Origin of the sequence: Dyadobacter beijingensis DSM 21582 (genome assembly GCF_000382205.1) — a bacterium.
Lineage (GTDB): Bacteria > Bacteroidota > Bacteroidia > Cytophagales > Spirosomataceae > Dyadobacter > Dyadobacter beijingensis.
Genome location: NZ_KB907787.1, coordinates 178,706 through 201,272 on the forward strand (window position 1 = coordinate 178,706; position 22,567 = coordinate 201,272).

The 22,567-nt window shown below is 52.3% G+C and carries 20 protein-coding genes; 12 read left to right on the forward strand and 8 right to left on the reverse strand.

Going from position 1 to position 22,567, the window contains the following annotated elements:
• Positions 1-17: 17 nt before the first annotated feature.
• The 4 genes from H144_RS0107970 to H144_RS0107985 all read right to left on the reverse strand — a co-directional run bounded on the left by H144_RS0107970 (position 18) and on the right by H144_RS0107985 (position 5,672).
• Positions 18-566, reverse strand: a complete 549-nt coding sequence (locus H144_RS0107970) for a DUF6702 family protein (RefSeq protein ID WP_019941528.1) — start codon at positions 564-566, stop codon at positions 18-20.
• Complete coding sequence (gene rseP / locus H144_RS0107975; RefSeq protein WP_026350503.1) at positions 548-1,864, reverse strand: RIP metalloprotease RseP; 1,317 nt, start codon at positions 1,862-1,864, stop codon at positions 548-550. Before rseP ends, H144_RS0107970 begins: the two co-directional genes overlap by 19 nt.
• Positions 1,865-2,013: 149 nt before the next feature.
• Positions 2,014-3,846 carry a MutS-related protein gene (locus H144_RS0107980; RefSeq protein WP_019941530.1) on the reverse strand — a complete coding sequence of 611 codons (1,833 nt, stop codon included), beginning with the start codon at positions 3,844-3,846 and terminating at the stop codon, positions 2,014-2,016.
• Positions 3,843-5,672 carry an ABC transporter ATP-binding protein gene (locus tag H144_RS0107985; RefSeq protein WP_019941531.1) on the reverse strand — a complete coding sequence of 610 codons (1,830 nt, stop codon included), beginning with the start codon at positions 5,670-5,672 and terminating at the stop codon, positions 3,843-3,845. The genes H144_RS0107980 and H144_RS0107985 overlap by 4 nt, the downstream gene beginning before the upstream one ends.
• A gap of 262 nt (positions 5,673-5,934) precedes the next feature.
• Between H144_RS0107985 and H144_RS0107990 the strand changes: the two genes are divergently transcribed.
• Genes H144_RS0107990 through H144_RS0108010 form a run of 5 tightly spaced genes read left to right on the forward strand, consistent with a single transcriptional unit; the run spans position 5,935 to position 10,078 of the window.
• Complete coding sequence (locus tag H144_RS0107990; protein ID WP_026350504.1) at positions 5,935-6,504, forward strand: RNA polymerase sigma factor; 570 nt, start codon at positions 5,935-5,937, stop codon at positions 6,502-6,504.
• Positions 6,485-8,041, forward strand: a complete 1,557-nt coding sequence (locus H144_RS0107995; RefSeq protein ID WP_019941533.1) for a porin family protein — start codon at positions 6,485-6,487, stop codon at positions 8,039-8,041. Before H144_RS0107990 ends, H144_RS0107995 begins: the two co-directional genes overlap by 20 nt.
• A gap of 52 nt (positions 8,042-8,093) precedes the next feature.
• Positions 8,094-8,609 carry a QcrA and Rieske domain-containing protein gene (locus tag H144_RS0108000; RefSeq protein ID WP_026350505.1) on the forward strand — a complete coding sequence of 172 codons (516 nt, stop codon included), beginning with the start codon at positions 8,094-8,096 and terminating at the stop codon, positions 8,607-8,609.
• 12 nt (positions 8,610-8,621) lie between these two features.
• Entirely contained in the window at positions 8,622-9,509 is an 888-nt protein-coding gene (locus H144_RS0108005) for a DUF5777 family beta-barrel protein (protein ID WP_019941535.1), read from the forward strand.
• 8 nt (positions 9,510-9,517) lie between these two features.
• Positions 9,518-10,078 carry a YceI family protein gene (locus H144_RS0108010; RefSeq protein WP_026350506.1) on the forward strand — a complete coding sequence of 187 codons (561 nt, stop codon included), beginning with the start codon at positions 9,518-9,520 and terminating at the stop codon, positions 10,076-10,078.
• Between the two features lie 150 nt (positions 10,079-10,228).
• Here the strand turns inward: H144_RS0108010 and lacZ are convergent, their stop codons facing one another.
• The gene (gene lacZ / locus H144_RS0108015; protein ID WP_019941537.1) at positions 10,229-13,636 is read right to left on the reverse strand and encodes a beta-galactosidase, LacZ type; all 3,408 of its coding nucleotides are present in this window, start codon (positions 13,634-13,636) and stop codon (positions 10,229-10,231) included.
• Positions 13,637-13,811: 175 nt separating this feature from the next.
• On the opposite strand from lacZ, the gene H144_RS0108020 reads away from it, so the two are divergent.
• On the forward strand, positions 13,812-14,579 hold the full coding sequence (locus H144_RS0108020) for a type III pantothenate kinase (RefSeq protein ID WP_019941538.1): 768 nt from the start codon (positions 13,812-13,814) through the stop codon (positions 14,577-14,579).
• On the opposite strand, the gene H144_RS0108025 is transcribed toward H144_RS0108020, so the two are convergent.
• Positions 14,576-14,968: a gamma-glutamylcyclotransferase family protein gene (locus tag H144_RS0108025; RefSeq protein WP_019941539.1), complete on the reverse strand. Its 393-nt coding sequence runs from the start codon at positions 14,966-14,968 to the stop codon at positions 14,576-14,578. The genes H144_RS0108020 and H144_RS0108025 overlap by 4 nt on opposite strands.
• Before the next feature lie 93 nt (positions 14,969-15,061).
• On the opposite strand from H144_RS0108025, the gene H144_RS0108030 reads away from it, so the two are divergent.
• The 6 genes from H144_RS0108030 (at position 15,062) to H144_RS0108050 (ending at position 20,605) form a co-directional block, all read left to right on the forward strand.
• A complete protein-coding gene (locus H144_RS0108030; protein ID WP_019941540.1) occupies positions 15,062-16,522 on the forward strand; it encodes a nicotinamide mononucleotide adenylyltransferase in 1,461 nt (486 codons plus the stop codon).
• A gap of 52 nt (positions 16,523-16,574) precedes the next feature.
• A complete protein-coding gene (locus tag H144_RS0108035) occupies positions 16,575-17,897 on the forward strand; it encodes an Nramp family divalent metal transporter (protein WP_019941541.1) in 1,323 nt (440 codons plus the stop codon).
• 141 nt (positions 17,898-18,038) lie between these two features.
• Positions 18,039-19,346, forward strand: coding sequence for a Gfo/Idh/MocA family protein (locus tag H144_RS0108040; RefSeq protein WP_019941542.1), 1,308 nt, complete (start codon positions 18,039-18,041; stop codon positions 19,344-19,346).
• A gap of 120 nt (positions 19,347-19,466) precedes the next feature.
• Positions 19,467-19,757, forward strand: a complete 291-nt coding sequence (locus H144_RS33815) for a type II toxin-antitoxin system HigB family toxin (RefSeq protein WP_229207897.1) — start codon at positions 19,467-19,469, stop codon at positions 19,755-19,757.
• 1 nt (position 19,758) lies between these two features.
• Entirely contained in the window at positions 19,759-20,196 is a 438-nt protein-coding gene (locus H144_RS0108045) for a helix-turn-helix domain-containing protein (protein WP_019941543.1), read from the forward strand.
• Positions 20,197-20,230: 34 nt separating this feature from the next.
• Positions 20,231-20,605: a DUF5618 family protein gene (locus tag H144_RS0108050; RefSeq protein ID WP_019941544.1), complete on the forward strand. Its 375-nt coding sequence runs from the start codon at positions 20,231-20,233 to the stop codon at positions 20,603-20,605.
• A 102-nt stretch (positions 20,606-20,707) separates the two neighbouring features.
• On the opposite strand, the gene accC is transcribed toward H144_RS0108050, so the two are convergent.
• Together accC and accB are read right to left on the reverse strand one after the other, a co-directional pair.
• Entirely contained in the window at positions 20,708-22,054 is a 1,347-nt protein-coding gene (gene accC / locus H144_RS0108055) for an acetyl-CoA carboxylase biotin carboxylase subunit (RefSeq protein WP_019941545.1), read from the reverse strand.
• A 27-nt stretch (positions 22,055-22,081) separates the two neighbouring features.
• Positions 22,082-22,564, reverse strand: coding sequence for an acetyl-CoA carboxylase biotin carboxyl carrier protein (accB, locus tag H144_RS0108060; protein ID WP_019941546.1), 483 nt, complete (start codon positions 22,562-22,564; stop codon positions 22,082-22,084).
• Positions 22,565-22,567 lie beyond the last annotated feature (3 nt).

Sequence of the window (22,567 nt, forward strand, 5' to 3'; positions counted from 1 at the left end):
GAGTGGTCACCAAGTAATTACAAGAGGTGAGTGGTCTGGCCTTTTTTAAATAAAAACGTCTTTTTTTCGGACTGGAATTTGACATTGGTCATATTCACCTGATCGTCAAAAGCTTCCATCAGTGTAACATTAAGGAGCTTGCAGCCGTTCAAAGTGCCCTGAAAAGGTATTTCGAGGTAAACCCACGTCGCGTCCGCTTCCTGTTCTTTTCCTACGTATTTGATAGCCGCATTATTTTTCTGACTATCTGTCAATACAAAAGATTTACGAATGTATTCTTCAACGAAGCGGTCATTTTGATCATTGTCCCTGATCACAAAACGTTGTTTGGAATGGCTTTGCGACAATGCTTTTTCAAGGTCGTCGGTGAAAATGCGGATGCTTACTTCGAATACACGTGAAGATGCATTGTATTGCATTTGTGTAACCGAAACGTGGTAGTCGTGCTTCGGCTTGAAAGAAAGGAGTAAGGGGAGGAAAAGGAGGAAGGGGAGGAGGGAGGAACGGGAGAAAACCCCTTCTTCCCCTTCCTCCTTCCTCCCTTTTTTCAGAAAAATGCTTTCCATACGTCGTTGAAAATGGCGAATGCCATCAGGCCCAGCAGGAGCACCATGCCCACTTTCTGTGCGTTTTCGAGGAATTTGTCGGAAGGCTTGCGGCCTGAAATGATCTCGTAAGAAAGGATCACGGCGTGGCCCCCGTCCAGTGCCGGAATGGGCAGTGCATTCATGAACGCGAGTACCATCGAGAGAAGGCCGGTCAGCTTCCAGAAACGGCCCCAATCCCAAACGCCGCCGAACATACGCGCAATGCCGATCGGGCCGCTTAATGCTTTGGAAGCGGAGACTTCCCCGCGGAATATTTTACCGAAACCTTTGATATTGTTGTACACCACCTTGAACGCATTTTCCGTGCCAATCGCCATCGCTTCACCCAACGTATATTGAATGGTGGTGAAATTGAGCAGGATTTCAGGATAGAAACCGAGGGTACCGTCCTCGCTCACTTTCATATCCAGCGTCTTCCGCACGCCGTCACGTTCCACGACCACCGACGCCTGTTTGTTGGCGAGGGTGCTGAGCTGTTCCTGGATTTCGTGGAAGAACTGAATGGGCTTGCCATTAAGCGCCACGATCTTGTCACCCGCCTGCAATCCCGACTTCGCCGCCGGCATGCCGGGGATCACCTCAGCGACCTTGAATGGCTGCAACGGGTAAATGAAATTGCGTTTCTCGTCGGGATCTGAGAGTTTTTCGATAAAGTTGTTCGGAATATCGATCTGGACTTCCTGGCCGTTCCGGAGAACGGTGTAGGAGCTGTTGCTGCCCAGGAACAGGTCGGTGCTGATAAGGTCGTCGGAATCCTTGAATGGCTTGCCGTTGATGCGGATCACCTTATCGCCGGTTTTCAAGCCGATTTCCTGCGCAAGCTCGCCTGCTACGATACCATATCTATTGACTTCGTCGATCGAAAGGAACTGGTTGCCTTCGTGGTAGGCGATGGCGATGAAAATGATAATACCCACGATCACGTTCACGATAATACCGCCGAGCATCACAATCAGCCGCTGCCAGGCAGGTTTCGAGCGGAATTCCCACGGCTGCGGCTCCTGACTCATTGTTTCGGTATCCATCGACTCGTCGATCATCCCGGAAATTTTGACAAATCCGCCGAGCGGGATCGCACCTATTCCGTATTCTGTTTCACCTTTCTGAAAACTGAAAATTTTAGGAGGAAAGCCTATAAAGTATTTCTCTACCCTCATTCCGAACAATTTTGCGGCAGCCATATGCCCCCACTCATGTAACCCCACCAGGATCGACAGGCCTAAAATAAGCTGCCCTGCCATGATCAGTATTTCCAATGCTTTCTGTAATTCCATTCAGGTTTTGTAATCGTTACGGGTTAATTTTTTAAAATCAAAAGTTCGGCCTCCGATGCCGGATCAGTTCTCTAAACGTAAATGTAAACAGTAAAGTTACGTAAATCCCAGCATTACCGTGCAAATGCCCCTTATGGATGTACGACCGGGGATTTGTCCGGCCCGATCGCGATGCCCATCATTCGCATCAGTTCCGATGCATTGAAACTCCGGCATATTCCTTCGTGCAGCCGGTAGTCGAAATGCAGCTTTCCGTCCTCCACATCCGACCGGAAATGGAAGTTGTGGATGTAGCTTTCAGTCGCGCCCCATTCGCCGAGTTCGAGGTCGTGGGTGGACACCATACCGGATGCTTTTTTGGTATGCAGCTGGCGGATCAGCGCTTCGGCGCCTTTGTGGCGGTCGGCCGAGTTCGTGCCTTTCAATATCTCGTCGAGCAGGTAAAATACCGGCGCATGGGCCTGTTCATCCGCCAGTTCGAGTAGTTTCCGAAGGCGTTTGAGCTCGGCGTAGAACGACGAAGTACTTTCTTCGAGCGAATCCTGCGTACGCATGCTGCTGAACACCCGCACGGGCGAGCATGCGAAAGCACCCGCGCTCACGACCGCGCCCGTTTGCGCGAGTACGAGATTCAGGCCGATGGTGCGCAGGAATGTACTTTTTCCCGACATGTTCGATCCGGTAACCAGTATTGTTTTGCCTGTGCCTTCCATCGCGAAATCGTTGCTGATGCGCTTCTCTACCGGTATCAGCGGGTGGCCGAGGGCCGTAGCCGTTATGGTTACTTCGGCGGCATCGCTGAACTGAGGCGCTACATAATGCGGGTTGGCCAATGCGTGGCCGGCCAGACTGTTCATCGCTTCGGTATCGGCAAGGACGTCGAGCCAGTCGGTGAGGTGTTCGCGATGCGTCGCTTTCCAGTTTTCCAGGCTGTTCAGAATGTGCATGTCCCAAAGCGTAGGAATGCCCACGAAGAGGGCGAAATATGCATTGGTACGGTAATCCAGTTTCTCGAACAAGTTACCCAGCTGCGCCAGCGCGGTGGCAGACCCATCGATCCGCTCCTTGCGCGCCGCCCACCAACGCGATTGGTAAGGTGCCGTTTCCGCCAGTTTCAGCAGTTCGGCATAGGCGGTGAGCGTCTGACCCATCGCCGTCGTGCGGTTGGCGAGCACCTGTACGAATTCGTTGTAGCGACCTAATATGAACAAATGCACCGCGAGGCTGCCGACGAGCACAATGCCCGGTACGACGCTCGCCGCATACAAAATGGCAATTAACAATGTGATCAAAGGATACCAGCGCAATGGTAATGCAGAGCGCATCGGCGCGGGAAATGCTTCGGCAGACCACGCCTGGATCTCTCCCACGTGTTTGGCCGCGTGTTCGTGGAGCAATGCCGTCGCCTCCCATTGCTGAATGCGTTCAGGATGGCGGCTGAAATCGGCAGAAGCAGCCTGCCGGAGGTTTACTTCTTCGACATTTGCAGGGTTTTTGAGCCAGTTGCCCAGCCGGCGTGCGCCCTCGGCGGTGCGGGTGCGGTTCAGGAGCTTGAAAAGCGAATATTCTCCGAAGACGTCGAGATCGTCGGAATAGGCGTGGTCCCTTTCGCGGAATTCGGTGCCGGTTTCCGGGCGTTTGAATTGGAGGTTCAGCCGCGCGAGCTCGTCTTCGTTGATCCTGCCGAGGTTTTTCTCGTAATCCCTGCTGCGGCGTGCATCCTGCTGCCTGCGCATGAGGATCAGGAACACGGCGAGCAGCACGAGAATGCCGATGCCCCAGTAACCGACGCCCGTTTTGTTCCAAATCACCGCGAGTACCACCATTCCGGTGAACGTCGCGAGCCGCAGCAATGCAATGCTTTTGAACCGTTCATGCTCCCGTTGTTCCGCGGCAGCCGCTTTGTTTTTTTCCGTTTGAAAATATTCGCGCAAGGCGGTGATATTTGGCTCAGCGTTTTTCATGAAAGGTTTTCAGCGGTTTCAAATTGTAATTTGATGAGATTGGCATACACGCCGTTGGGCACGGTGCTCAATGCCTGGTGCGTGCCCGACTCGGCAATGCGCCCGTCGCGCAGGACGTAAATCATATCCACCTTGCGGATCGTGGCGAGCCGGTGTGCGATGACGATCGTCGTGCGGTTCTGCATCAGCTCGTCCAGTGCAATCTGCACCAGTTTTTCGGATTCCGCGTCGAGCGAGCTGGTGGCCTCGTCGAGGATGAGGATTTTAGGGTCTTTCAAAATGGCCCGTGCGATGGCAATGCGCTGGCGCTGCCCGCCGGAAAGCTTAATGCCCCTTTCGCCGACGATGGTTTCAAAACTTTCCGGGAACGATTCGATGAATTCCAGCGCGTGTGCGCGACGAGCCGCATCGATAATGGCCTCCCGGGACGCCGAGGGCTTTCCGTAAGCGATATTTTCATAAATAGTCCCGCCGAAAAGCATCACTTCCTGTGGAACGATCGCAATGTTTTTCCGTAATGCCGAAATGCCGTAATCACGCACAGGCTTGCCGTCGACGAGGATTTCGCCCGATTGATGGTCGTAAAAACGCATGAGCAGCTGCACAATGGTCGATTTCCCGGCGCCGCTGTATCCTACCAATGCTATTTTCTCGCCCGCCTGCACATCCAGTGATACGCCTTTCAGCACCGGCAAGTCTGCCCGCGATGGATAAGCGAAATGCACATCCTGGTAAGTAACTCGGCCTTCGATATGACCGGCGGCGGCCGTTTGTGCGTCTTCCACGCTCACTTCGGCCGTTTCGCCGAGGATTTCGAAAATGCGTTCCGAAGCACCGACCGTCCTGTTTATCTGCGCGTACAAATCGCCCATTCCGCTGATCGACGCGCCGATGAATGTGGTATAGAGAATGAAGGTAAACAAATCCGACAGCCCGAACTCGCCCGCCTGCACGAGCGCCGCGCCGTACCAGATCACGCCCACGATCCCGCCGAACATGGCGAAAATGATGAACGAGGCAAAGCCGCCCCGGAACCGGGCCGCATACAGGGTAAGATCCACCACGCGACCGAGAATGGTGCGGTACCGGTTGATTTCCAGCGGCTCGTTCGTAAATGCCTTCACCACATTGACCGATTGCAGTGTTTCTTCCACGACCACATTCGCAGCCGCGAGCTGGTCCTGCGCCTTACGCGAGAGCCTGCGCGTGTGCCGCCCGAAAAAAACCGACGCCACGCCCAGTACCGGCACGGTGGCCAGCATGAAAAGCGTCAGTTTCCAGGAGGTATAAAACAGGATGGACATGCCGACGATCAGCGTCGCCGCCTGCCGGAATAGCTCGGCCAATGTGAATGATAACAAACCGGCCAGCTGCGATACATCCGAGGTAATGCGGCTTGTGAGCTCTCCCACGCGGCGTTCTTCGAGAAATGGCACGGGTAATGTGATGATCTTGCTGAAAACATCCAGCCGGATATTGTTCACGGCCTTCTCACTGACTTTTGAAAACAAATAAATGCGGAAAAACGAGAAGATGGCCTGCCCCAGCAGCACTACGAACAGTAGCAATGTAATTTGATTGATCGTGAAAGACGACTTTCCCTCGATGACCTCGATAATGCTTCCGACGAGCTTCGGGAATGCCAGCGAGGTCCCCGTCGATAATGCGAGGAACAGCATCCCGGCCGCAAATGTGAGCCGGTATGGCCGCAGGTAGCGCAGCAGCGCGAGCGTAATTTTAAGCCCTTCCCATTTGATTTTTTTTACCGCAAAAGGAGAAGGTATGTCTTTATCTGTCAGCTCCTTGCTGTTTTCATCTTTGGCCATTAGATTTGATTAGGTACACCGGGCTATTGCTGACCCGGCGTGATAGAAAATTGACAGTCAGGCCACAAAATTAAGCAATAATTCAAAAGGCATTTTGAAACTGTCAGACGGTCAATTTAACGAGTAGCGGCGGCAAAAAGGGCATATTTTTTCGACGAACGGGCATTTCGTCCTTTTGCCGGTGATTAAATGCAAAAAAATTGGCAAACCCCAGGCAACCCTGTTTCCGGTTTCCACGTATAGGTTGAAAAAAGCGAATAGCATGCCCGAGTATAACTCCGCCGTTCTTCAAGAACTACTCGACGGCTGTTTAAAAAGAAACCGCCGCAGTCAGGAGCTGTTGTACAAGCAGTTTTACGGCTATGCTATGAGCATATGTTTACGCTATACACGCAGCCGGGAAGAGGCGAAAGAAATACTCAACGACGGATTCTTAAAGGTTTTCACGAAGCTGGAAAGTTTCGATGCGAGCCGGCCATTTAAAACCTGGTTGAGCAGAATCATGATTAATACAGCCCTCGATCATTACAGGCAGGAAGTTCGCAGAGATGTTTTTGACGACGTGGAGGTGGCGGAACAGGTGTCCGTCGACGAAACGGTTATCAGCAAGCTTTCCCACGACGAGCTGGTCGGACTGATCCAGCGCCTGACGCCCGCGTACCGGCTGGTTTTCAGCTTGTCGGTCATAGACGGCTATACACACGAAGAAATTGCAGATCAGCTGAATATTTCGGTTGGGGCGTCAAAGTCGAATTTGTCGCGTGCAAGGGAAAAGTTGAGAGAGATGTTATCCAAGATTAATATTGACGATTATGATAGAGTTACCAGATGACGAACTGGACAAGCTCTTCAGAAAGTCATCAGAAGAGCTTGATCCGACATACGAACCCGATGACTGGAACGACCTGCGGAAGCGACTCGATCAGCAGGATGGAAGAACTCCGGCCGGATGGTGGCGGAAATGGTGGCCGCTGGGCATACTGGCGCTGCTGATACCGGCGGGAATTGCCCTGTATTCGTGGTATGGCAGCAAAGAGGCGGCGGTAGGCAAGGTAACGGTTGGCGTGAAGGATAGTGGCGAAACGGAGGAAGGAGGAAGGGGCGCTTTGCGGAATGCCATTCCAGATTCGTCAGGTGTGGTCGGCGAGCCAGCTGTTGCGGGCAAAGAGGCTGTTGGCCAGGAGCCAGGTGTTGCGGGCAAAGCGGCTGTTGTCCGGGAGCCTCGTGAGCATGCTGAGAAAATAGGTGAAAAAGCGGGTACTGCGGAGGTTGCGGCTGTTGGAGCTGAGCCTGTTGCCGAAAAAATCAAGAATGCCGATACCAAAAAAGAGATTGGGAATAAACTGAAAGCCAGTGAAAAAGAGGCTGGTAAATCTTCCTCCATATCAGATTTGAATGCTGCTTCGGCCAAAAGCAGCAAAACATTGCCCCGGAGCCGATCTAAGGCAGGCGGAGTGTACTTAGAGCCGATCCGCTCAAAAGTGGAAGGAGGCGACGGGGCATTTTCTTTTAAAACCAATAAAAATGCGTCGGGTAACGAGAGGCCTCTGCCGCAAACAACCAGCCAGGAACCCGTATCTGCCGGCGAACCATTGACAACGGCTGGCGAGCAGGGCCGCACGTTGATTTCTGCTTCCGCATTGAGCAGCGAAGGGCTGAAATGGAATGCATTGCAACTGCCCGGAATCTTCGCACCCGTGCAGATCGCGCCACTGGAAGAGCCCGAAGAGACGCGCCCGTCGAAGCAATCGAACAGATCTGCCGACGACAAGCCGCTGGTCGCATTCCGCTTCGGGTATTCGCCGGATTTGAGTACGGTAGGATTAAAGAATTTTTCTAAGCCGGGGACGGCGGTTTCGCTGTTGGCAGAGTATTCGTTTTTGCCGAGGTTTTACTTGCAGAGCGGCGCTGTTTGGAGCAGGAAAGACTATTATGCCGCCGCCGATGCCTACGAATTGCCGAAAATTCCACATTACTACCCGCCTGAAATGACAGGTGTGGATGGCATTTGTAATGTGCTGGAAGTGCCTTTAAACCTGCGCTACGACGTCGCCCAGGGCGAGCGGTCGCGTTGGTTTGCAAGCGGTGGTTTTTCCTCTTACCACATGAATAGCGAGCGATATAAATATTATTTCGTGAACGAAAACGACCCTAATATCAAATATCGTGGCTGGAAGGGGAACACCGGTTGGTATTTGTTCAGCCACGCCAACGTTTCAGCCGGCTACGAATACAGAATTTCCCGGAAGCTATCCCTGCTTGCCGAACCATCCATCCGGGTGCCGCTCAAACGCGTCGGCTATGGAAAAGTGAACCTCATTACTACCGGCCTCTGGCTATCGGTGCGCTACACCCCCGTTTTCAAGTGAGCACTATGCCCACATTATCATTGAATTATATCTACTAATTAATTTATTCACTATGAACTCAATTGACCAAGGAAACATGAAGAGAGGCGAATTCCTGAAAAGCCTCGGGCTTAGCACCTCAACGTTGATGGCTTACTGGTGCCTGGGCACTGCCATGACAGCCTGCGGTTCCAGTGACGACGATCCTACACCGGACCCAGACCCGAACCCCGGCAGCGGATCTGGTACCGGAATAACAGGTACAACAACCGGCACGGCGATCAATTTTACCGTAGATATGGCCAATTCGAACAATACAAAGCTGAAAACCAACGGCAATTACATTATCACTGGGGATGTACTGGTAGCAAGGACCACTGCGGGCGCTTATGTCGCTTTGAGCAAAATCTGTACACACGAAGGTAACCCGGTTCAATACAGGTCGTCGTCCAACGATATCTTTTGCCAGTCGCACGGCTCCACATTCAGCATTGCCGGTGCCGTGACGAACGGACCAGCCGTCTCGGCGCTCAAAACGTATACAGTGACCGTTTCTACTGACGGCAACACTTTAACCGTGAAAGCTTAACCCGTTTAAAACATGAAAGTACTCCGCCTACTCGTGATGTTGATGTCTGCATCAACAGTGTTATATGCACAGGACGACCTGCTGAATGAGCTCTCCAAACAGGATAGCGCACAGACGGTCCCGGTAACTGCTACCTTCAAATCGACCCGGGTGGTGAATGGCCAGTCGGTGGAAACGATGAAAAAGAAGCACCTCGATTTCCGCATTTCGCACCGTTTCGGGAAGCTGAATTCGGGTGCCTACCAGTTCTTCGGGCTCGATCAGGCGACCATGCGGCTGGGTTTCGAGTACGGGCTCACGGACGATCTCGAAATCGGTGTCGGGCGCAGCACGTCGCAGAAAGTGTATGATTTTTTCGCCAAATATAAAGTGCTGAAACAAACCTCCGGCGCGCGGAATATCCCGGTTTCGATCACATTGTTCGGCGGAACGGGCGTGGCTACGGTGGACAAGGAGCGCGAGTTTCAGGATAAGCTGTACTACACGGCCCAGGTGCTGGTAGCGCGGAAGTTCGGGGAGCGGTTATCGCTGCAATTATCACCCACTTACCTGTACCGCACCATGCCGGATATAACGGGCGACGAAAAAATCGTGCTGGCGCTGGGTATCGGCGGTCGTTTCAAGCTCTCGAAACGGGTGTCGCTGAACGGAGAGTATTTTTACACCGCCCGCGAAAAAAACACGGTTACCGCGCCCTATCACGATTCGATGTCGTTCGGTGTGGATATCGAAACCGGTGGCCACGTTTTTCAGCTGCATTTTACCAATTCCCTGGGCATGATCGAGAAGCAGTTTATCGGCGAAACCGCCGGTAGCTGGGGCAAAGGAGATATCCATTACGGATTCAACATTTCCCGTACATTCAGTTTCGACAAGAAGAACAAAAGGCAGCCAAACTGATCCAAACTATGAAACTGCAATTTTTTCGCGTGGCCTGCCTGGCCATGTTCAGTACCGCATTGTTTTCCGTGAACGCATTTGCGCAAATGTTCTCGACGGCGGCCGGCAACACGAAGTTCTCGGCGACGACCCCTTTGGAAAATATCGAAGCGGAGAATAAAAAGTCGCAGGCGATCCTGAATACGGCCACCGGCGATATCGCAATCCGGATGACCATGCGGGAGTTTGCTTTCCCGAACAAGCTCATGCAGGAGCATTTCAACGAAAACTACATCGAATCGGAAAAATATCCGACGGCAACCTTCTCCGGGAAGGTCGATAAGGGGCCGGATTTTGCCAAAGACGGGGATTACGATGTGTCGGCCACCGGGAAGTTTACGGTTCACGGCGTTACCAAGGAACGGACGATCAAGGGAAAGATGAAGATCGAGGGAGGTAAGATCACGATCAATTCCGATTTCGAGGTAGCGCTGGTCGACCATAAAATCGAAGTGCCGCAGGTGGTTTTTGTAAAAATCGCGCAGGTCATCAAAGTGAAAGCGCAATATGTACTGGCACCTAAGAAGTGATAAAGACCCGGCGGGCCAAACGGAATTTCCAACCGCCGGGACGCCGGAACGCCGGAACGCCGGGGCGCCGGAACACCGGGTCTTTATTATTAACTGTGGGGTATTGCAGACTTGGCAGGCCTTTCTTGAACTTGCCAAGTCTTTTTATTTTTATCTTCTCCGGCGCCGGCGGGCGGGTTTCTTTTTCCGAACGACTTTCTTCCGTACGGGCGCTTTGCGCACGCTCGTCTTAAGTACAGGCGCGGCGGCAACTTCCTCTTCGTCCTCTTCCTCATCTTCGCCTACCGACGGGTCCGTGTTAGCGGCAGCGGTTTCGGTTTCAGCAGCCGATACGGCTTCATTGGTTTCTTTCTTGTCAATGTAAGGCAAACGTACCGCGGCGATCTGATCGACATTCGCATTGTTTTCGATCGGTCTCATCCGGTACGAATAGGCGTAGTTTTTTGCGGGCAGCAGGTATGCCTCATGCACACGCGGCGACCAGCTATCGTCCCCGCCGAGGCCCATTTGCGCGAGGTCGATATGGACGACCGTGGCAGATCCGCGGTTCAGGACTGCGGCGCGGCGTTTGGCAGCGAGCAGGTCTTTGTCCGTATAATCATGCACGTTGAAATTGAATGCCGTATCGCTTACCACCAGGATGCCGACGCCTTCCGCGTTGGTGACGGCTGCCCAGCGAACTTGGGTTTTGTTGCCGTTTTCCTGGGGGGTAATGTATGGAAAATGCTGTTCTGCCACCGTTCCGGCGTAAATACCTACTTTTCCGCTGGTTTTACGGTCGGCATAGGTTTCGTGCGGGCCGTTGCCGTACCACTGTGTTTTGGTAAAAGTGGCGGGCATTCGTAGCTGCATGCCTACTTTTGCGAGCGGGGGCCATTCGCCGCGGGGAGTGAATGTGTTTTGTACATGAATATCGCCCGATGCGTAAACCATGTACACCGATTGTACATCCATTTCGCCTTTGGATTGTTTCAAGGTCTGCGTTAATGTGACCTTGTAAATCTGCGCAGTCAGCTTTTGGGTTTTCATGTCGGACGAAATGCGTTCCAACGTATCCAGACCAAAACTCCGCCAGTGCGAAGCATAGCTTTTGGCCCCGCCGCCTTCGTCGTTATCCGTCGGCACGCGCCAGAGATTGGCGTACGGGCCGCTTTCGAGCATTTCTTCCCTTTTGTTTTTGAAAGAAATCATCCGGCCTTCGTTCTTGTCGAAAACCACCGTAAAGTCCTGGCCTGAAACCTGCACCCTTGCGGCTGTAATCTGGGCAATGCGGAGCGGTCGTTCGCCGTACAGGCTGAGATTGGGCCTTGGTGCGGCGGGTTTCACAACCGGTACCTGGTGCCAGGCTACTTCATGACCTTTGGGTGCCCACAATGTCGCTTCTTTCAAGCGCAGGCTCAGGTTCAGGAAGTACTCCGCGTTGGGTTTGGCGGCAGCGGGCAGCTCGTAAGGAATGCTGATTTGCTGCTTCTGGCGGGGCAATGCCTGCAAGTTGGTAATGTTGCCGCCTTTGCCTACCACTTTTCCGTTCTCGATCACCGACCACACGAGCTCGTATGCATTCAGCGGCTGGAAATCGTAGGTATTGTGCAGGATAACGGTCCTTTCGCCGGCTTTCAGCGTATCCGGCATTTCAAACTTGACGGATTGATATACCTTTTTGACCTCGTTCAGCTCGGGCTGGGGCGTGCCGTCAGGGTTGACGAGGCCGTCGCCGGCATTAGCGCCGTCGAGGTAGTTGAAATAATCCCAGTAATCCGTACCGTCGGGACGTTTCAGTTTCAGGCCCTGGTCAACCCAGTCCCAAATGAAGCCGCCCTGCATCGTCGGGTATTTTTCGATCAGGTCCCAGTATTCTTTGAGGTTACCAATGCTGTTGCCCATTCCGTGCGCGTATTCACAGACGATCAGCGGGCGGGACCTGTCTTTTTTGACCAGGTCGATCATATCCTGCGTAGAGGGGTACATGACGGATATGATGTCGAAACTGCTCAGCGTTGTGGGTTTGTAATCTTTTCTGCCCTCGTAGTGGATCGGCCGGGTAGGGTCGGCCAGCTTGATGAAATCGCTCATATCCACGAAATTCTGCCCCATTCCCGACTCGTTGCCCAGCGACCAGATGATCACCGACGGATGGTTTTTGTCGCGCTCCACCATTGCATTGCCGCGTGCGAGAAATGCGGCGCGCCATTGGGGATTATCGGCAAGGATGATATTTTTACCCCACAATTCATGGCTTTCGATATTGGCCTCGTCCATGACGTACAGGCCGTACTGGTCGCACAGGTCGTACCATTCCGGCGCATTGGGGTAATGCGACGTCCGCACGGCATTGATATTATGCTGCTTCATGAGGGTAATATCCCTGATCATCGACTCGCGGCTGATCACACGGCCTGTTTCCGGGTCGAACTCGTGGCGGTTTACACCCTTGATTGTGACGGCTTTGCCATTGACGAGCAACTGCCCGCCTTTGATTTTTACATCCCTGAAACCTATCCGCTGGCTCGTCGCTTCGAGCACTTTGCCGTCTGAGTTCATTAATTGCACGCTCAATGTGTACAAATGCGGCGTTTCTGCGCTCCATTTGGCGGGGTTAGGCACAGGCATTTCAGCGCGGATGGCACCTTCCCGGCCCGTTTCGAGCGTACCGACCATTTGGCTGACGGGTGTGGTGACTACGTTTTTGGAAGCATCATACAAGGTAAAAAGCACCTGGTGCGCATGAATGGGCTGCTCGCCGTAGTTTTTGACATACGCATTGAGCTTCAATGTCGCATGCTCGTGACCGGCGTCGAGCACGGTGCGCACGGCGTAATCGGTGAGGACCACTTTGGGTAAAAGCAGCAGGTTCACATCCCGGAAAATGCCCGAAAGCCGCCAGTAATCCTGGTCTTCGAGGTAGCTGCCATCCGACCAGTTGATCACCTCCACGGCGAGGTTGTTCACGCCGGCCTTCACATCTTCCGTCACATCGAATTCGAAAGGCGTCATACCGTCCTCATGGTAACCGATCGCGACGCCGTTCAGCCATACATAGCAGGCCGATTGCACCCCGCCGAAATGCAGGAACACCTGCTTATCCTTCACATCCGCCACCGTGAACGTGGTACGATACATGCCCACCGCGTTGGTATCGGCGGTAATGCGCGGCGGCGTGGCTTTGAAAGGGTGTTTGATATTGCTAAAAATGGGACGGTCGTATTTGCGGCCTTCGCGGGCGCCTACCACCTGCCAGTTGGACGGCACGGGGATATTGTCCCAGCCGGCATCCGATACTTTGGGGTCGTAAAAGTTCAGCTGCGCTTTGGAAGGGTGCTGCGCCCATTTGAACTTCCAGCTGCCATTCAGCGATTGCACGAACGGGCTTTTTTTGTCCATCGCCAATGCGGCCTTTTCGGTAGGATAGGGGAAGAAATCGGCCCTCGGCTTCTCGGTATTAATGCTGGTAACCTGCGGATCCTGCCATTCGGGAATGGTTTGTGCGTGAACGGCGTGGTTCAGTATTTGTGTTAAAAAAAGCAGTACCGGAAATCCGCGGCGAGTAAAAAATTGCATATCACTTCCTGTGGTAACATTCTGACGGTGCTTCGATTACACGAGGGAAAGCACGCGTTTTATTTCGGGGGTTAAAATTAGGTATAATCAAAAAGAAACGGAGGCAAAAGCGGGTCACCATGAAGTTTTATTTGAAGAATGCCCTTATTTTGCCCTCACATGTAAATTCTCTGCTATGCTTTTAGCCGTCGACCTTGGTAATACCGACACCGTTTTCGGGCTCTACGAATACGAAAACTGGGAGCACATCTGGCGCATGCGATCGCTGGTGCAGGAGAATGAAGCGCATTACGAGTCGAAGCTGCGGCTGCATTTCCTGGAAGCCGGCCTGTGGTTCGGGGATGTGGAAACGGTGGTGCTGAGCAGCGTGGTGCCAGCTTTGACACCCACGATATTGCGCATGCTGCGTTCGCTGTTCGGCGATGCCGTGATTGTCGTCGGCCCGGACATTTACCCTGCATTATCCATCGAAATCGACCACCCGCACGAAATCGGCGCGGACCTCATTGCCAATGCCGTAGCGGTTTCGACGCGCTACCGGGAGAATTGCGTGGTGGTGGATTTCGGTACGGCGCTAACGTTTACGACTGTTTCCAAGGACAGCAAAATCCTGGGTGTGGCTATTCTGCCGGGGCTTGTTACTGCTGTGAAGGCGTTGTTTGCCAACACGGCGCAGCTGCCCGAGGTACCGCTGCAATTGCCGCCGTCGGCCATCGGTAAAAATACGGTTGAAGCCATTCAGGCGGGCATTCTGCTGGGTTATGAAGGGCTGGTAAAGTCGCTGCTGGGCCGCATTCGCGCGGAGCTGGGCGGTGAATGCATTGCCGTTGCCACGGGTGGGCTGTCGTCCATTATCGACACCCTCCGCGACGAGTTTGCGGAAATTGACAGAAACTTAACACTGGACGGCCTCCGCGTGATCGGTGAGAGTCTCAGGGCTTAGTGTTTGAAACAGCCATCCGGGAGCAATGGCAGCTCTTCTACGGATCGGTTGTACAAATACACCCAACAATCCCTGACCACTTCCCGGCTATCCCTGACAGGAATAACTTTCCTTACATACAAACTTGCCGCCTCGTCTTCGAGAACATCCTCATATTCATCGAGTTCCTTCAATATTTCTAGTGTTTTGAGCTGGTAAATTTCCCCGTGTACACGCGTAGGCGCGTCGGGCTCGTACAGCGCGCCCGGGTACCACTCCACACGGAACAATTTACCGCTGAAATAGCCTTTTCCTATATAGTCGGATGACAACCTGAGCCTGCGCGCAAAGGGGTTGTCGAATGCCTGCATCAAAGTGCCGTAAGTGAATAAATTATATAACTTTTCCATTCTGCTGCCAGAAGATCAGAAATTCGGCTTAGTCCTGAACTGTATTTTTCTTATATTTACATGTAAGCTTCTTCATTATACTAATATACCGTTATGTACGAAAAGAATCTTGGTACAAAACAAAAAGCACTAAGGATCAACCTCGACCGCCGGATTTATGGTTCATTTGCGGAAATCGGGGCGGGTCAGGAAACGGCGGCTTACTTCTTCAAAGCCGGCGGCGCATCCGGAACCATCGCGAAAACAATGTCGGCCTACGACATGACTTTCAGCGACGCAATATATGGGACAGAGGAAGGCGGACGATATGTGGTGGAATCGCGCCTGATGAAAATGCTCAACCGCGAGTATAATCTCGTGGAAAAGCGCTTGTCGGAAAAGCGGGGTGTAGACAGTACGTTTTTTGCCTTTGCCAATACGGTAGTTGCCCTTAACTTTCAGAAAACGAACGAATCGCACGGCTGGATCGGCCTGCAATTTCAGCTCACGCCCATGGGTCCGACAAACTACGTCGTGATCCACGTGCGCATGCGCGACGATGAGAATATCCTGCAACAGCAGGCACTCGGCATTATCGGTGTGAACCTGATTTACGGTTGTTATTACTATTACAAATCGCCGGAAATCCTCCTGATGTCGCTTATGGACGACCTCACGACCGACCGGATCGAGATCGACATGGTGCGTTTCAGCGGGCCCGATTTTGCCAAGGTCGATAACCGGCTGATGAGCCTTCGGCTGGTGAAGAATGGCTTTACCGATGCGGCGTTGTTCGGCAGCGACGGCGGGGTATTGCAGCCTTCGGAAGCGTTGTATAAAAAGCATATCCTTATGATGCGCGGCCGCCTGCGCCCGATTACAAATGTGCATATCGACCTGATCAGCAATGGTCAGAAGCAATTTCTGGCCGAAGAAGATGTGGATGAATCGAAAGTGGTACTCATTTCCGAGCTCACGCTGCATAACCTCAAAGCCGGCGACCGCGATATCGACGAGAAAGATTTCCTCGACCGCGTGGACATTCTCTGCTCGCTGGGGCATATGGTGATGATTTCGAACCACCATGAATATTACCGCCTGGTAGCCTATCTGTCGCGACTGACGAAACTGAAATCAGGCTTGCTGCTCGGTAGCCCGAACTTGCAGGATATTTTCGAGGAAAAGCATTATCAGTTCCTGCAAGGGGGCATTCTGGAATCTTTCGCGACGCTGTTCAGCCGGAAGGTGAAGTTGTACATCTACCCGACATTACAGCCCGACGGCTCGGTGTACAGCTGCGAGAATTTCCGTGTTCCCGAACATTTGCGGCCATTGTTCCAGTACCTGATCGTGAACGATAAGATCGAGGACATCAAGAACTACAACACCGAGCATATGCATATCACCACGGATTTCGTGCTTGAAATGATCAAGCGGGGCGAGCCGGGTTGGGAGAAGCTGGTGCCGGAGAATGTAGCTCAGATTATCAAGGAAAAATCACTTTTCGGGCTTCCGAGCGAGAATAATTACGTCGATACGGTGAAGCAGATTCACCAGGCTGTCGGGAATTTGTAGGTACAGCATTAAATAACGACTAATCTTAGCTTTTGGACATAAATTCTCGTTTATGTCCAAACTTTTATCCCCGCCAACTACTTTCTTCGGCAGGCTCAAATACCTCGGTCCCGGTTTTATTCTCTCCGCCGCCATCGTCGGCTCCGGCGAGCTCATCGCTACCACGGCATTAGGTGCCAAAGCGGGGTTTGTCGTGTTCTGGCTGATCATTCTGAGTTGCCTGGTCAAGGTAGCGTTACAGCTGGAATTCGGGAAGAATGCCATTTACACGGGCACATTCATCATGCATAACTTCAATCATCTGCCCGGCCTCAGGCTGGGCAAGGCGCATTGGAGCATCTGGCTGTGGCTTTCGCTGCAGGGCCTGAAACTGTTGCAGGTTGGCGGCATAGTAGGCGGTGTGGCCATTGTGCTCAATATGGCGTTCCCGATTATCTCGGTCAATTTCTGGGCGATAATTTCCGTGCTGATCACTTCTTTCTGGGTGTATAAAGGCAATTATGGCCCCGTTGAAAAAGGCTCGCTGGTAATGATCATTTTATTCACGGTTGTCATTCTCATATCCCTGTTTTCCCTGCAATGGACGCCTTACGCCATTCATTGGCCGCAAATCGAAAGCGGCTTGCAATTTTCGCTGCCGACGGCGCTGGTAGCGACGGCATTCGGGGCGTTCGGCATCACGGGTGTAGGCGGGGATGAAATCATGTACTACAATTACTGGTGCATTGAAAAGGGTTATGCGGCCTACACGGGCCCCAACGACGGTTCGGAAGAATGGTCTGAGCGGGCGAAAGGCTGGTTCCGGGTAATGTACCTCGACGCGGTGTTGTCGATGGTCGTGTACACGATCGTTACAGCCGCATTTTATCTGCTTGGGGCGGCGGTACTGCATTCCGGCGGTACGGTGCCGGAAGGATATGAGATGGTGGAGACGCTGTCACGGATATTCACGGCCTCATTAGGCCCCTGGGCAAAAAACATCTTCCTGATCGGCGCATTCTTCGTGTTGTATTCCACTTTATTTACGGCGGCGGCCAGCTGGGCGCGGGTCTGGGCGGACGCATTCGGGCAGATCGGCTGGGTGCCATTCGACTCGTCGGCGGCGCAGCGGAAAAGCATTGCTATCTTCTCATGGGTGCTGCCGATTGCATGGTGCCTGTTGTTTTTGTTTTTTCAAGCCCCGGTGATGATGGTCATTCTGGGTGGCATTGCCACTTCCGTATTGCTGTTGCTGGTAGTATATGTGTCGCTGGTGTTCCGGTACCGCGAGCTGCCGGTTACCTTGAAGCCCTCTACGGCTTATGATGTATTCTTCTGGATCAGCGTGCTGTCGATCCTGTTTGTGAGCGGCTACGGGATCGTTCAAATTATGTAGCGTTGAATAGTACTTACATCGAAATGCGTAGTACTTTTTCATAGACAACGAATAAGGGAGTTACTTCTTAAACTCGTCTAACTGGTTGCGGGTCAGTTCCGTTTGGGCCCATATGCTTTCCGAAATCCTAAAATCTTTCCTATGTACAAATCAGCCGAATTATCGAGAAGAAATTTTATCCGGAATACGACAGGCGCCGCTGTGGCGCTTTCCATCCCGACGGTAATCCCCGCGAGCGCATTCGGCGCGAACGATCGCGTGCGTGTGGCCGTGCTGGGTGTGAACGGGCGCGGGCAGAGCCATATTTCAGGCTTTAATGCGCTGAGTAACGTGGAAGTAGCCACGCTCTGCGATCCCGACAACAATATCCTGCAAAAGCGTGCACAGGAGTTCGAGCAGAAGACCGGCAAGAAGGTCAAAACCGAAAACGACCTGCGTAAAGTTTTTGATGACAAAACGATCGACGCCGTGAGTATCGCCACGCCCAACCACTGGCACGCACTAGCGGCGATCTGGGCTTGCCAGGCCGGTAAAGATGTGTATGTTGAAAAGCCCGGCTCACACAACCTCCACGAAGGCCGCAAACTCGTGGAAGCCGCGCAAAAATACAAAAGAGTGGTGCAGCACGGCGTACAGCTACGCAGTTCGGAGGCATTGAAAGAAGCCGTGAAACATCTCCGCGACGGTCTTATCGGAAACGTGTACATGGCGCGCGGGCTCGTGTACAAATGGCGCCCCGATATCGGCGACAAAGGTACCGAACCCATTCCCGCAGGCCTCAATTACGATCTGTGGACGGGTCCGGCGGAAATGAAGCCATTCTCCCGCAATTACGTGCATTACGACTGGCACTGGCATTGGAACTACGGCAACGGCGACATCGGCAACCAGGGCATTCACGAAACCGATATGTGTATGTGGGGTCTCGGCGTGGACACGTTTCCGGACAAAATCACATCTTCCGGCGGTAAATTCCTCTGGAACGACGCCAAGGAAACTCCGGAAGTGCTCAGTTCTTCTTATGTGTATACCAAAGAAAAGAAGATCATTGAGTTCGAGGTACGCCCGTGGATGACCAACGACGAAGGCGGCGTAGGCATCGGCAACATCTTCTACGGCTCGGAAGGCTATATGGTGGTAAAAGGGTATGACTACTACGAGACTTTCCTTGGAAAGGACAAAAAGGCCGGGCCATCCCGCAAAGCCGGCGGTGACCACTATAAGAACTTCATCGATGCGGTTATCGCCAAAGACCCGAAGATGCTCAACGGCCCGGTCGAAACGGCGCATTTGTCATCGGGCCTGGCGCATTTGGGTAATATCGCCTACCGGGTAGGTCGTGCGTTGACATTTGATAACAAGACAGAAAAGTTTGTGGGGGACGAGGAGGCTAACAAACTGCTGGCGAGGAAGTATCGTTCGCCTTATGCGCTGCCGCAGGTGGTGTAGGGCTGCAAGAATAGTTGATGTAAATTGTTAACTGAAAAGTTCTCTTTATGAGAACTTTTCTTATATTCACACACTTTAGTGAGGGTACATCTGATTAAAGAATCCACGATCGAAAGGTTTGTGTCGGATCATGCCAGAAGTAAATCATCCTTTGATGAATGGCTGAAAAAGTTGAAAACAGCCAGATGGCAATCGCCTATTGATATAAGGGAAAGCTATCCGACCACCGATTTTCTAGGCAATGGTTCCGAGCGGGTTGTATATGATATCGGTGGAAATAACTACCGTATGATCTGCAAGTATTATTTCGGACCCAACCGCGTGCATTTGTCGATATGCTGGATTGGAACGCATGCAGAGTACACACATTTATGCAAGCGAGGGCTGCAATATTCAATTTACATATACTAGTATGGAAACGTTGAGGTATAAGGTGATCAGGAATTCGGAGCAGTACAACAATTACTGTAATGAGCTCATCCAGATGTTGGAGTCGGCGAACTCTGACCAATATGAAGAGGAAATTGACCTGCTTACGGTCCTGATCGAACATTACGACGCTGAGCATAGCATTTTTCAGGGCGAGTTTGATCCCGTGGAGCTGCTCAAATCACTCATGAAGGATCATAAGATGAAGGCGAAGGATATTGCCGGGCTGCTGAACGTCAGTAAAAGCTATGTATCCGAAATTTTAAACTACAAAAAAGGAATGTCGAAAGAGGTGATCCGCAAACTGGCCACGCGTTTTGCGATGCGGCAGGAGGCGTTCAACCGGCCTTACCGTTTAGAAGGTGAAAGAATGATGGAGGAAGAGGAGGATGCCGTAGTACCGGAGACTGTACTTTCGTAGCCGTAAGATTGTAATCACATTAACCACACTTTTTATGAACAACTACCAGGAAATCACACGCTATCTCGACAACGCGCGGGAAATTCTCAGTACCAAGGCAAATAAGCAAGGACAAGTCTATAAGGATATCAAATATGTCCAAATGGCCTCGGGAACAGCTTACAGCGCAGCATTGATGATTGCTGATGAGTATTTGAGGAAGAAAGAGGGCGCAAAATTTACAAAACCTAATAGTATTGACGAATATCGGATTCGTCTTAACCGGCATAACAAGACTTTGATGGCCTATTTGAACAAAGCTTATGATATGCTGCACCTCGCCGGGTACTACCATGGCACTCCTTCTGTTGGAACAATCAAGCAAGGAATGGAAGCCACACAAAAAATGCTTGCATTGATCCTTAATTAGAATTGAATTCAAACAAAAAAACGGCCGGCAGTTTAACCGCCGGCCGTTTGCGTATCTATCCCCTTTCTCTTCGGAGAAATGAGAGATCACCTGACTTCTGAATTATTTCAACGCAGAGAAATCAAATGACTCCAAATATTTGGTAGTGAAATTACCGGATTTGAAGCCCGGATCATCCATCAGCTTAATGTGGAATGGGATCGTAGTTTTGATACCTTCGATCACAAACTCCTGCAATGCCCGCTTCATACGCGTGAGCACCTCCTCGCGTGACTGGCCGCTTACGATCAGTTTCGCAATCATGGAGTCGTAGTTTGGCGGGATGGTGTAGCCGCTGTACACGTGGCTGTCGATGCGCACGCCGTGACCACCGGGGAAATGCAGGTTGGTAATTTTTCCTGGTGCAGGACGGAAGCCGTTTGCCGGATCTTCCGCATTGATGCGGCATTCCATGGCGTAAAGCTTCGGCGTATAGTTCGTTCCGGTGATAGGCTCGCCCGCCGCTACTTTGATCTGCTCCTTAATCAGGTCAAAATCAGTAACTTCTTCGGTAATCGGGTGCTCTACCTGGATCCGCGTGTTCATTTCCATGAAGTAGAAATCGCCGTGCTTGTCGACGAGGAACTCGATGGTACCAGCTCCTTCATAGCCGATCGCCTGCGCACCTTTGATGGCCGCCGCACCCATTTTCTCCCGCAATTCGGGCGTGATGATCGGGGAGGGCGTTTCTTCTACCAGCTTCTGGTGACGACGCTGGATCGAGCAGTCGCGTTCCGAAAGGTGGCATACCTTACCGAACTGGTCGCCGATGATCTGGATTTCGATGTGACGGGGCTCTTCCACGAATTTTTCGAGGTACAAACCGTCGTTTCCGAATGCAGCGGCAGACTCCGTACGGGCATCGTTCCATGCTTTTTCGAACTCTTCGGGTTTGTTGATCACCCGCATTCCGCGTCCGCCACCACCTGCCGTCGCTTTCACGATCACGGGGTAGCCGATGCCTTCTGCGAGTTCTTTGCCTTGCTCCAATGATTCGAGCAAACCTTCCGAGCCTGGTACAACCGGCACGCCGGCTGCGATCATCGTCGCTTTCGCGGTAGCCTTGTCGCCCATTCCGTTGATCTGAGCGGCGGTGGCTCCAATGAATTTGATGCCGTAATCTGCACAGATTTGTGAGAATTCGGCGTTTTCGGACAAGAATCCGTAACCCGGGTGGATCGCATCCGCGCCGGTTACTTCCGCTGCCGAAATGATATTCTGGATGCTCAGGTAGGATTGCCTGCTGGGCGGAGGACCGATACAAACGGCCTCGTCGGCAAACCGTACGTGAAGGCTGTCGCGATCGGCTGTCGAGTAAACCGCGACAGTCTTGATGCCCATTTCACGACAGGTCCTGATCACACGCAGGGCGATCTCGCCCCGGTTAGCAATGAGTATCTTTTTAAACATGTAATTCAGTGAGTTTTTGTCCGCTGCTTATGCAGGTTCAACCAGGAACAATGGCTGGTCAAATTCCACCGGAGTTGCGTTTTCAACGAGGATTTTTACGATTTTACCTGATACTTCGGATTCAATTTCGTTGAACAGTTTCATCGCCTCGATTACGCAAACAACTTTTCCAGGCTTGATTTCGTCACCAATGTTCGCGAAAGCGGGTGTTTCGGGGCTGGATGCGCGGTAGAATGTACCGATCATCGGCGATTTAATGGTGATCAGGTTGGATGAAGCCGGTTCTTTGGAAACCGCTGGTTCTGCCGAAGCTGCCGGTGCCGCTGCTGCCGGAGCCGCAGGAGCGATTGCAGGTGCTGGTGCCGCAACAGGTGCCGCGGTGTAGGATACCACCGGTGCAGCGCCGTAGCGTTTTACCTTGATTTTCAGATCGGTCGTTTCGATATTCACTTCATCAAGTCCCGACTGGGCAATGAAGTCAATCAGTTTTTGGATTTCTTTGGTTTCCATTTA

Excerpts from the sequence above, each read along its gene's own strand:
- H144_RS0107970 (WP_019941528.1), bottom strand. The coding sequence starts at position 566 with ATGGAAAGCATTTTTCTGAAAAAAGGGAGGAAGGAGGAAGGGGAAGAA.
- H144_RS0107995 (WP_019941533.1), top strand. The coding sequence starts at position 6,485 with ATGATAGAGTTACCAGATGACGAACTGGACAAGCTCTTCAGAAAGTCA.
- H144_RS0108010 (WP_026350506.1), top strand. The coding sequence starts at position 9,518 with ATGAAACTGCAATTTTTTCGCGTGGCCTGCCTGGCCATGTTCAGTACC.
- H144_RS0108005 (WP_019941535.1), top strand. The coding sequence starts at position 8,622 with ATGAAAGTACTCCGCCTACTCGTGATGTTGATGTCTGCATCAACAGTG.
- H144_RS0108000 (WP_026350505.1), top strand. The coding sequence starts at position 8,094 with ATGAACTCAATTGACCAAGGAAACATGAAGAGAGGCGAATTCCTGAAA.
- H144_RS0108045 (WP_019941543.1), top strand. The coding sequence starts at position 19,759 with ATGGAAACGTTGAGGTATAAGGTGATCAGGAATTCGGAGCAGTACAAC.
- H144_RS0107980 (WP_019941530.1), bottom strand. The coding sequence starts at position 3,846 with ATGAAAAACGCTGAGCCAAATATCACCGCCTTGCGCGAATATTTTCAA.
- H144_RS0108025 (WP_019941539.1), bottom strand. The coding sequence starts at position 14,968 with ATGGAAAAGTTATATAATTTATTCACTTACGGCACTTTGATGCAGGCA.
- H144_RS0108050 (WP_019941544.1), top strand. The coding sequence starts at position 20,231 with ATGAACAACTACCAGGAAATCACACGCTATCTCGACAACGCGCGGGAA.
- H144_RS0108035 (WP_019941541.1), top strand. The coding sequence starts at position 16,575 with ATGTCCAAACTTTTATCCCCGCCAACTACTTTCTTCGGCAGGCTCAAA.
- H144_RS0107985 (WP_019941531.1), bottom strand. The coding sequence starts at position 5,672 with ATGGCCAAAGATGAAAACAGCAAGGAGCTGACAGATAAAGACATACCT.
- lacZ (WP_019941537.1), bottom strand. The coding sequence starts at position 13,636 with ATGCAATTTTTTACTCGCCGCGGATTTCCGGTACTGCTTTTTTTAACA.
- H144_RS0107990 (WP_026350504.1), top strand. The coding sequence starts at position 5,935 with ATGCCCGAGTATAACTCCGCCGTTCTTCAAGAACTACTCGACGGCTGT.
- H144_RS0108020 (WP_019941538.1), top strand. The coding sequence starts at position 13,812 with ATGCTTTTAGCCGTCGACCTTGGTAATACCGACACCGTTTTCGGGCTC.
- accB (WP_019941546.1), bottom strand. The coding sequence starts at position 22,564 with ATGGAAACCAAAGAAATCCAAAAACTGATTGACTTCATTGCCCAGTCG.
- H144_RS0108040 (WP_019941542.1), top strand. The coding sequence starts at position 18,039 with ATGTACAAATCAGCCGAATTATCGAGAAGAAATTTTATCCGGAATACG.
- H144_RS0108030 (WP_019941540.1), top strand. The coding sequence starts at position 15,062 with ATGTACGAAAAGAATCTTGGTACAAAACAAAAAGCACTAAGGATCAAC.
- accC (WP_019941545.1), bottom strand. The coding sequence starts at position 22,054 with ATGTTTAAAAAGATACTCATTGCTAACCGGGGCGAGATCGCCCTGCGT.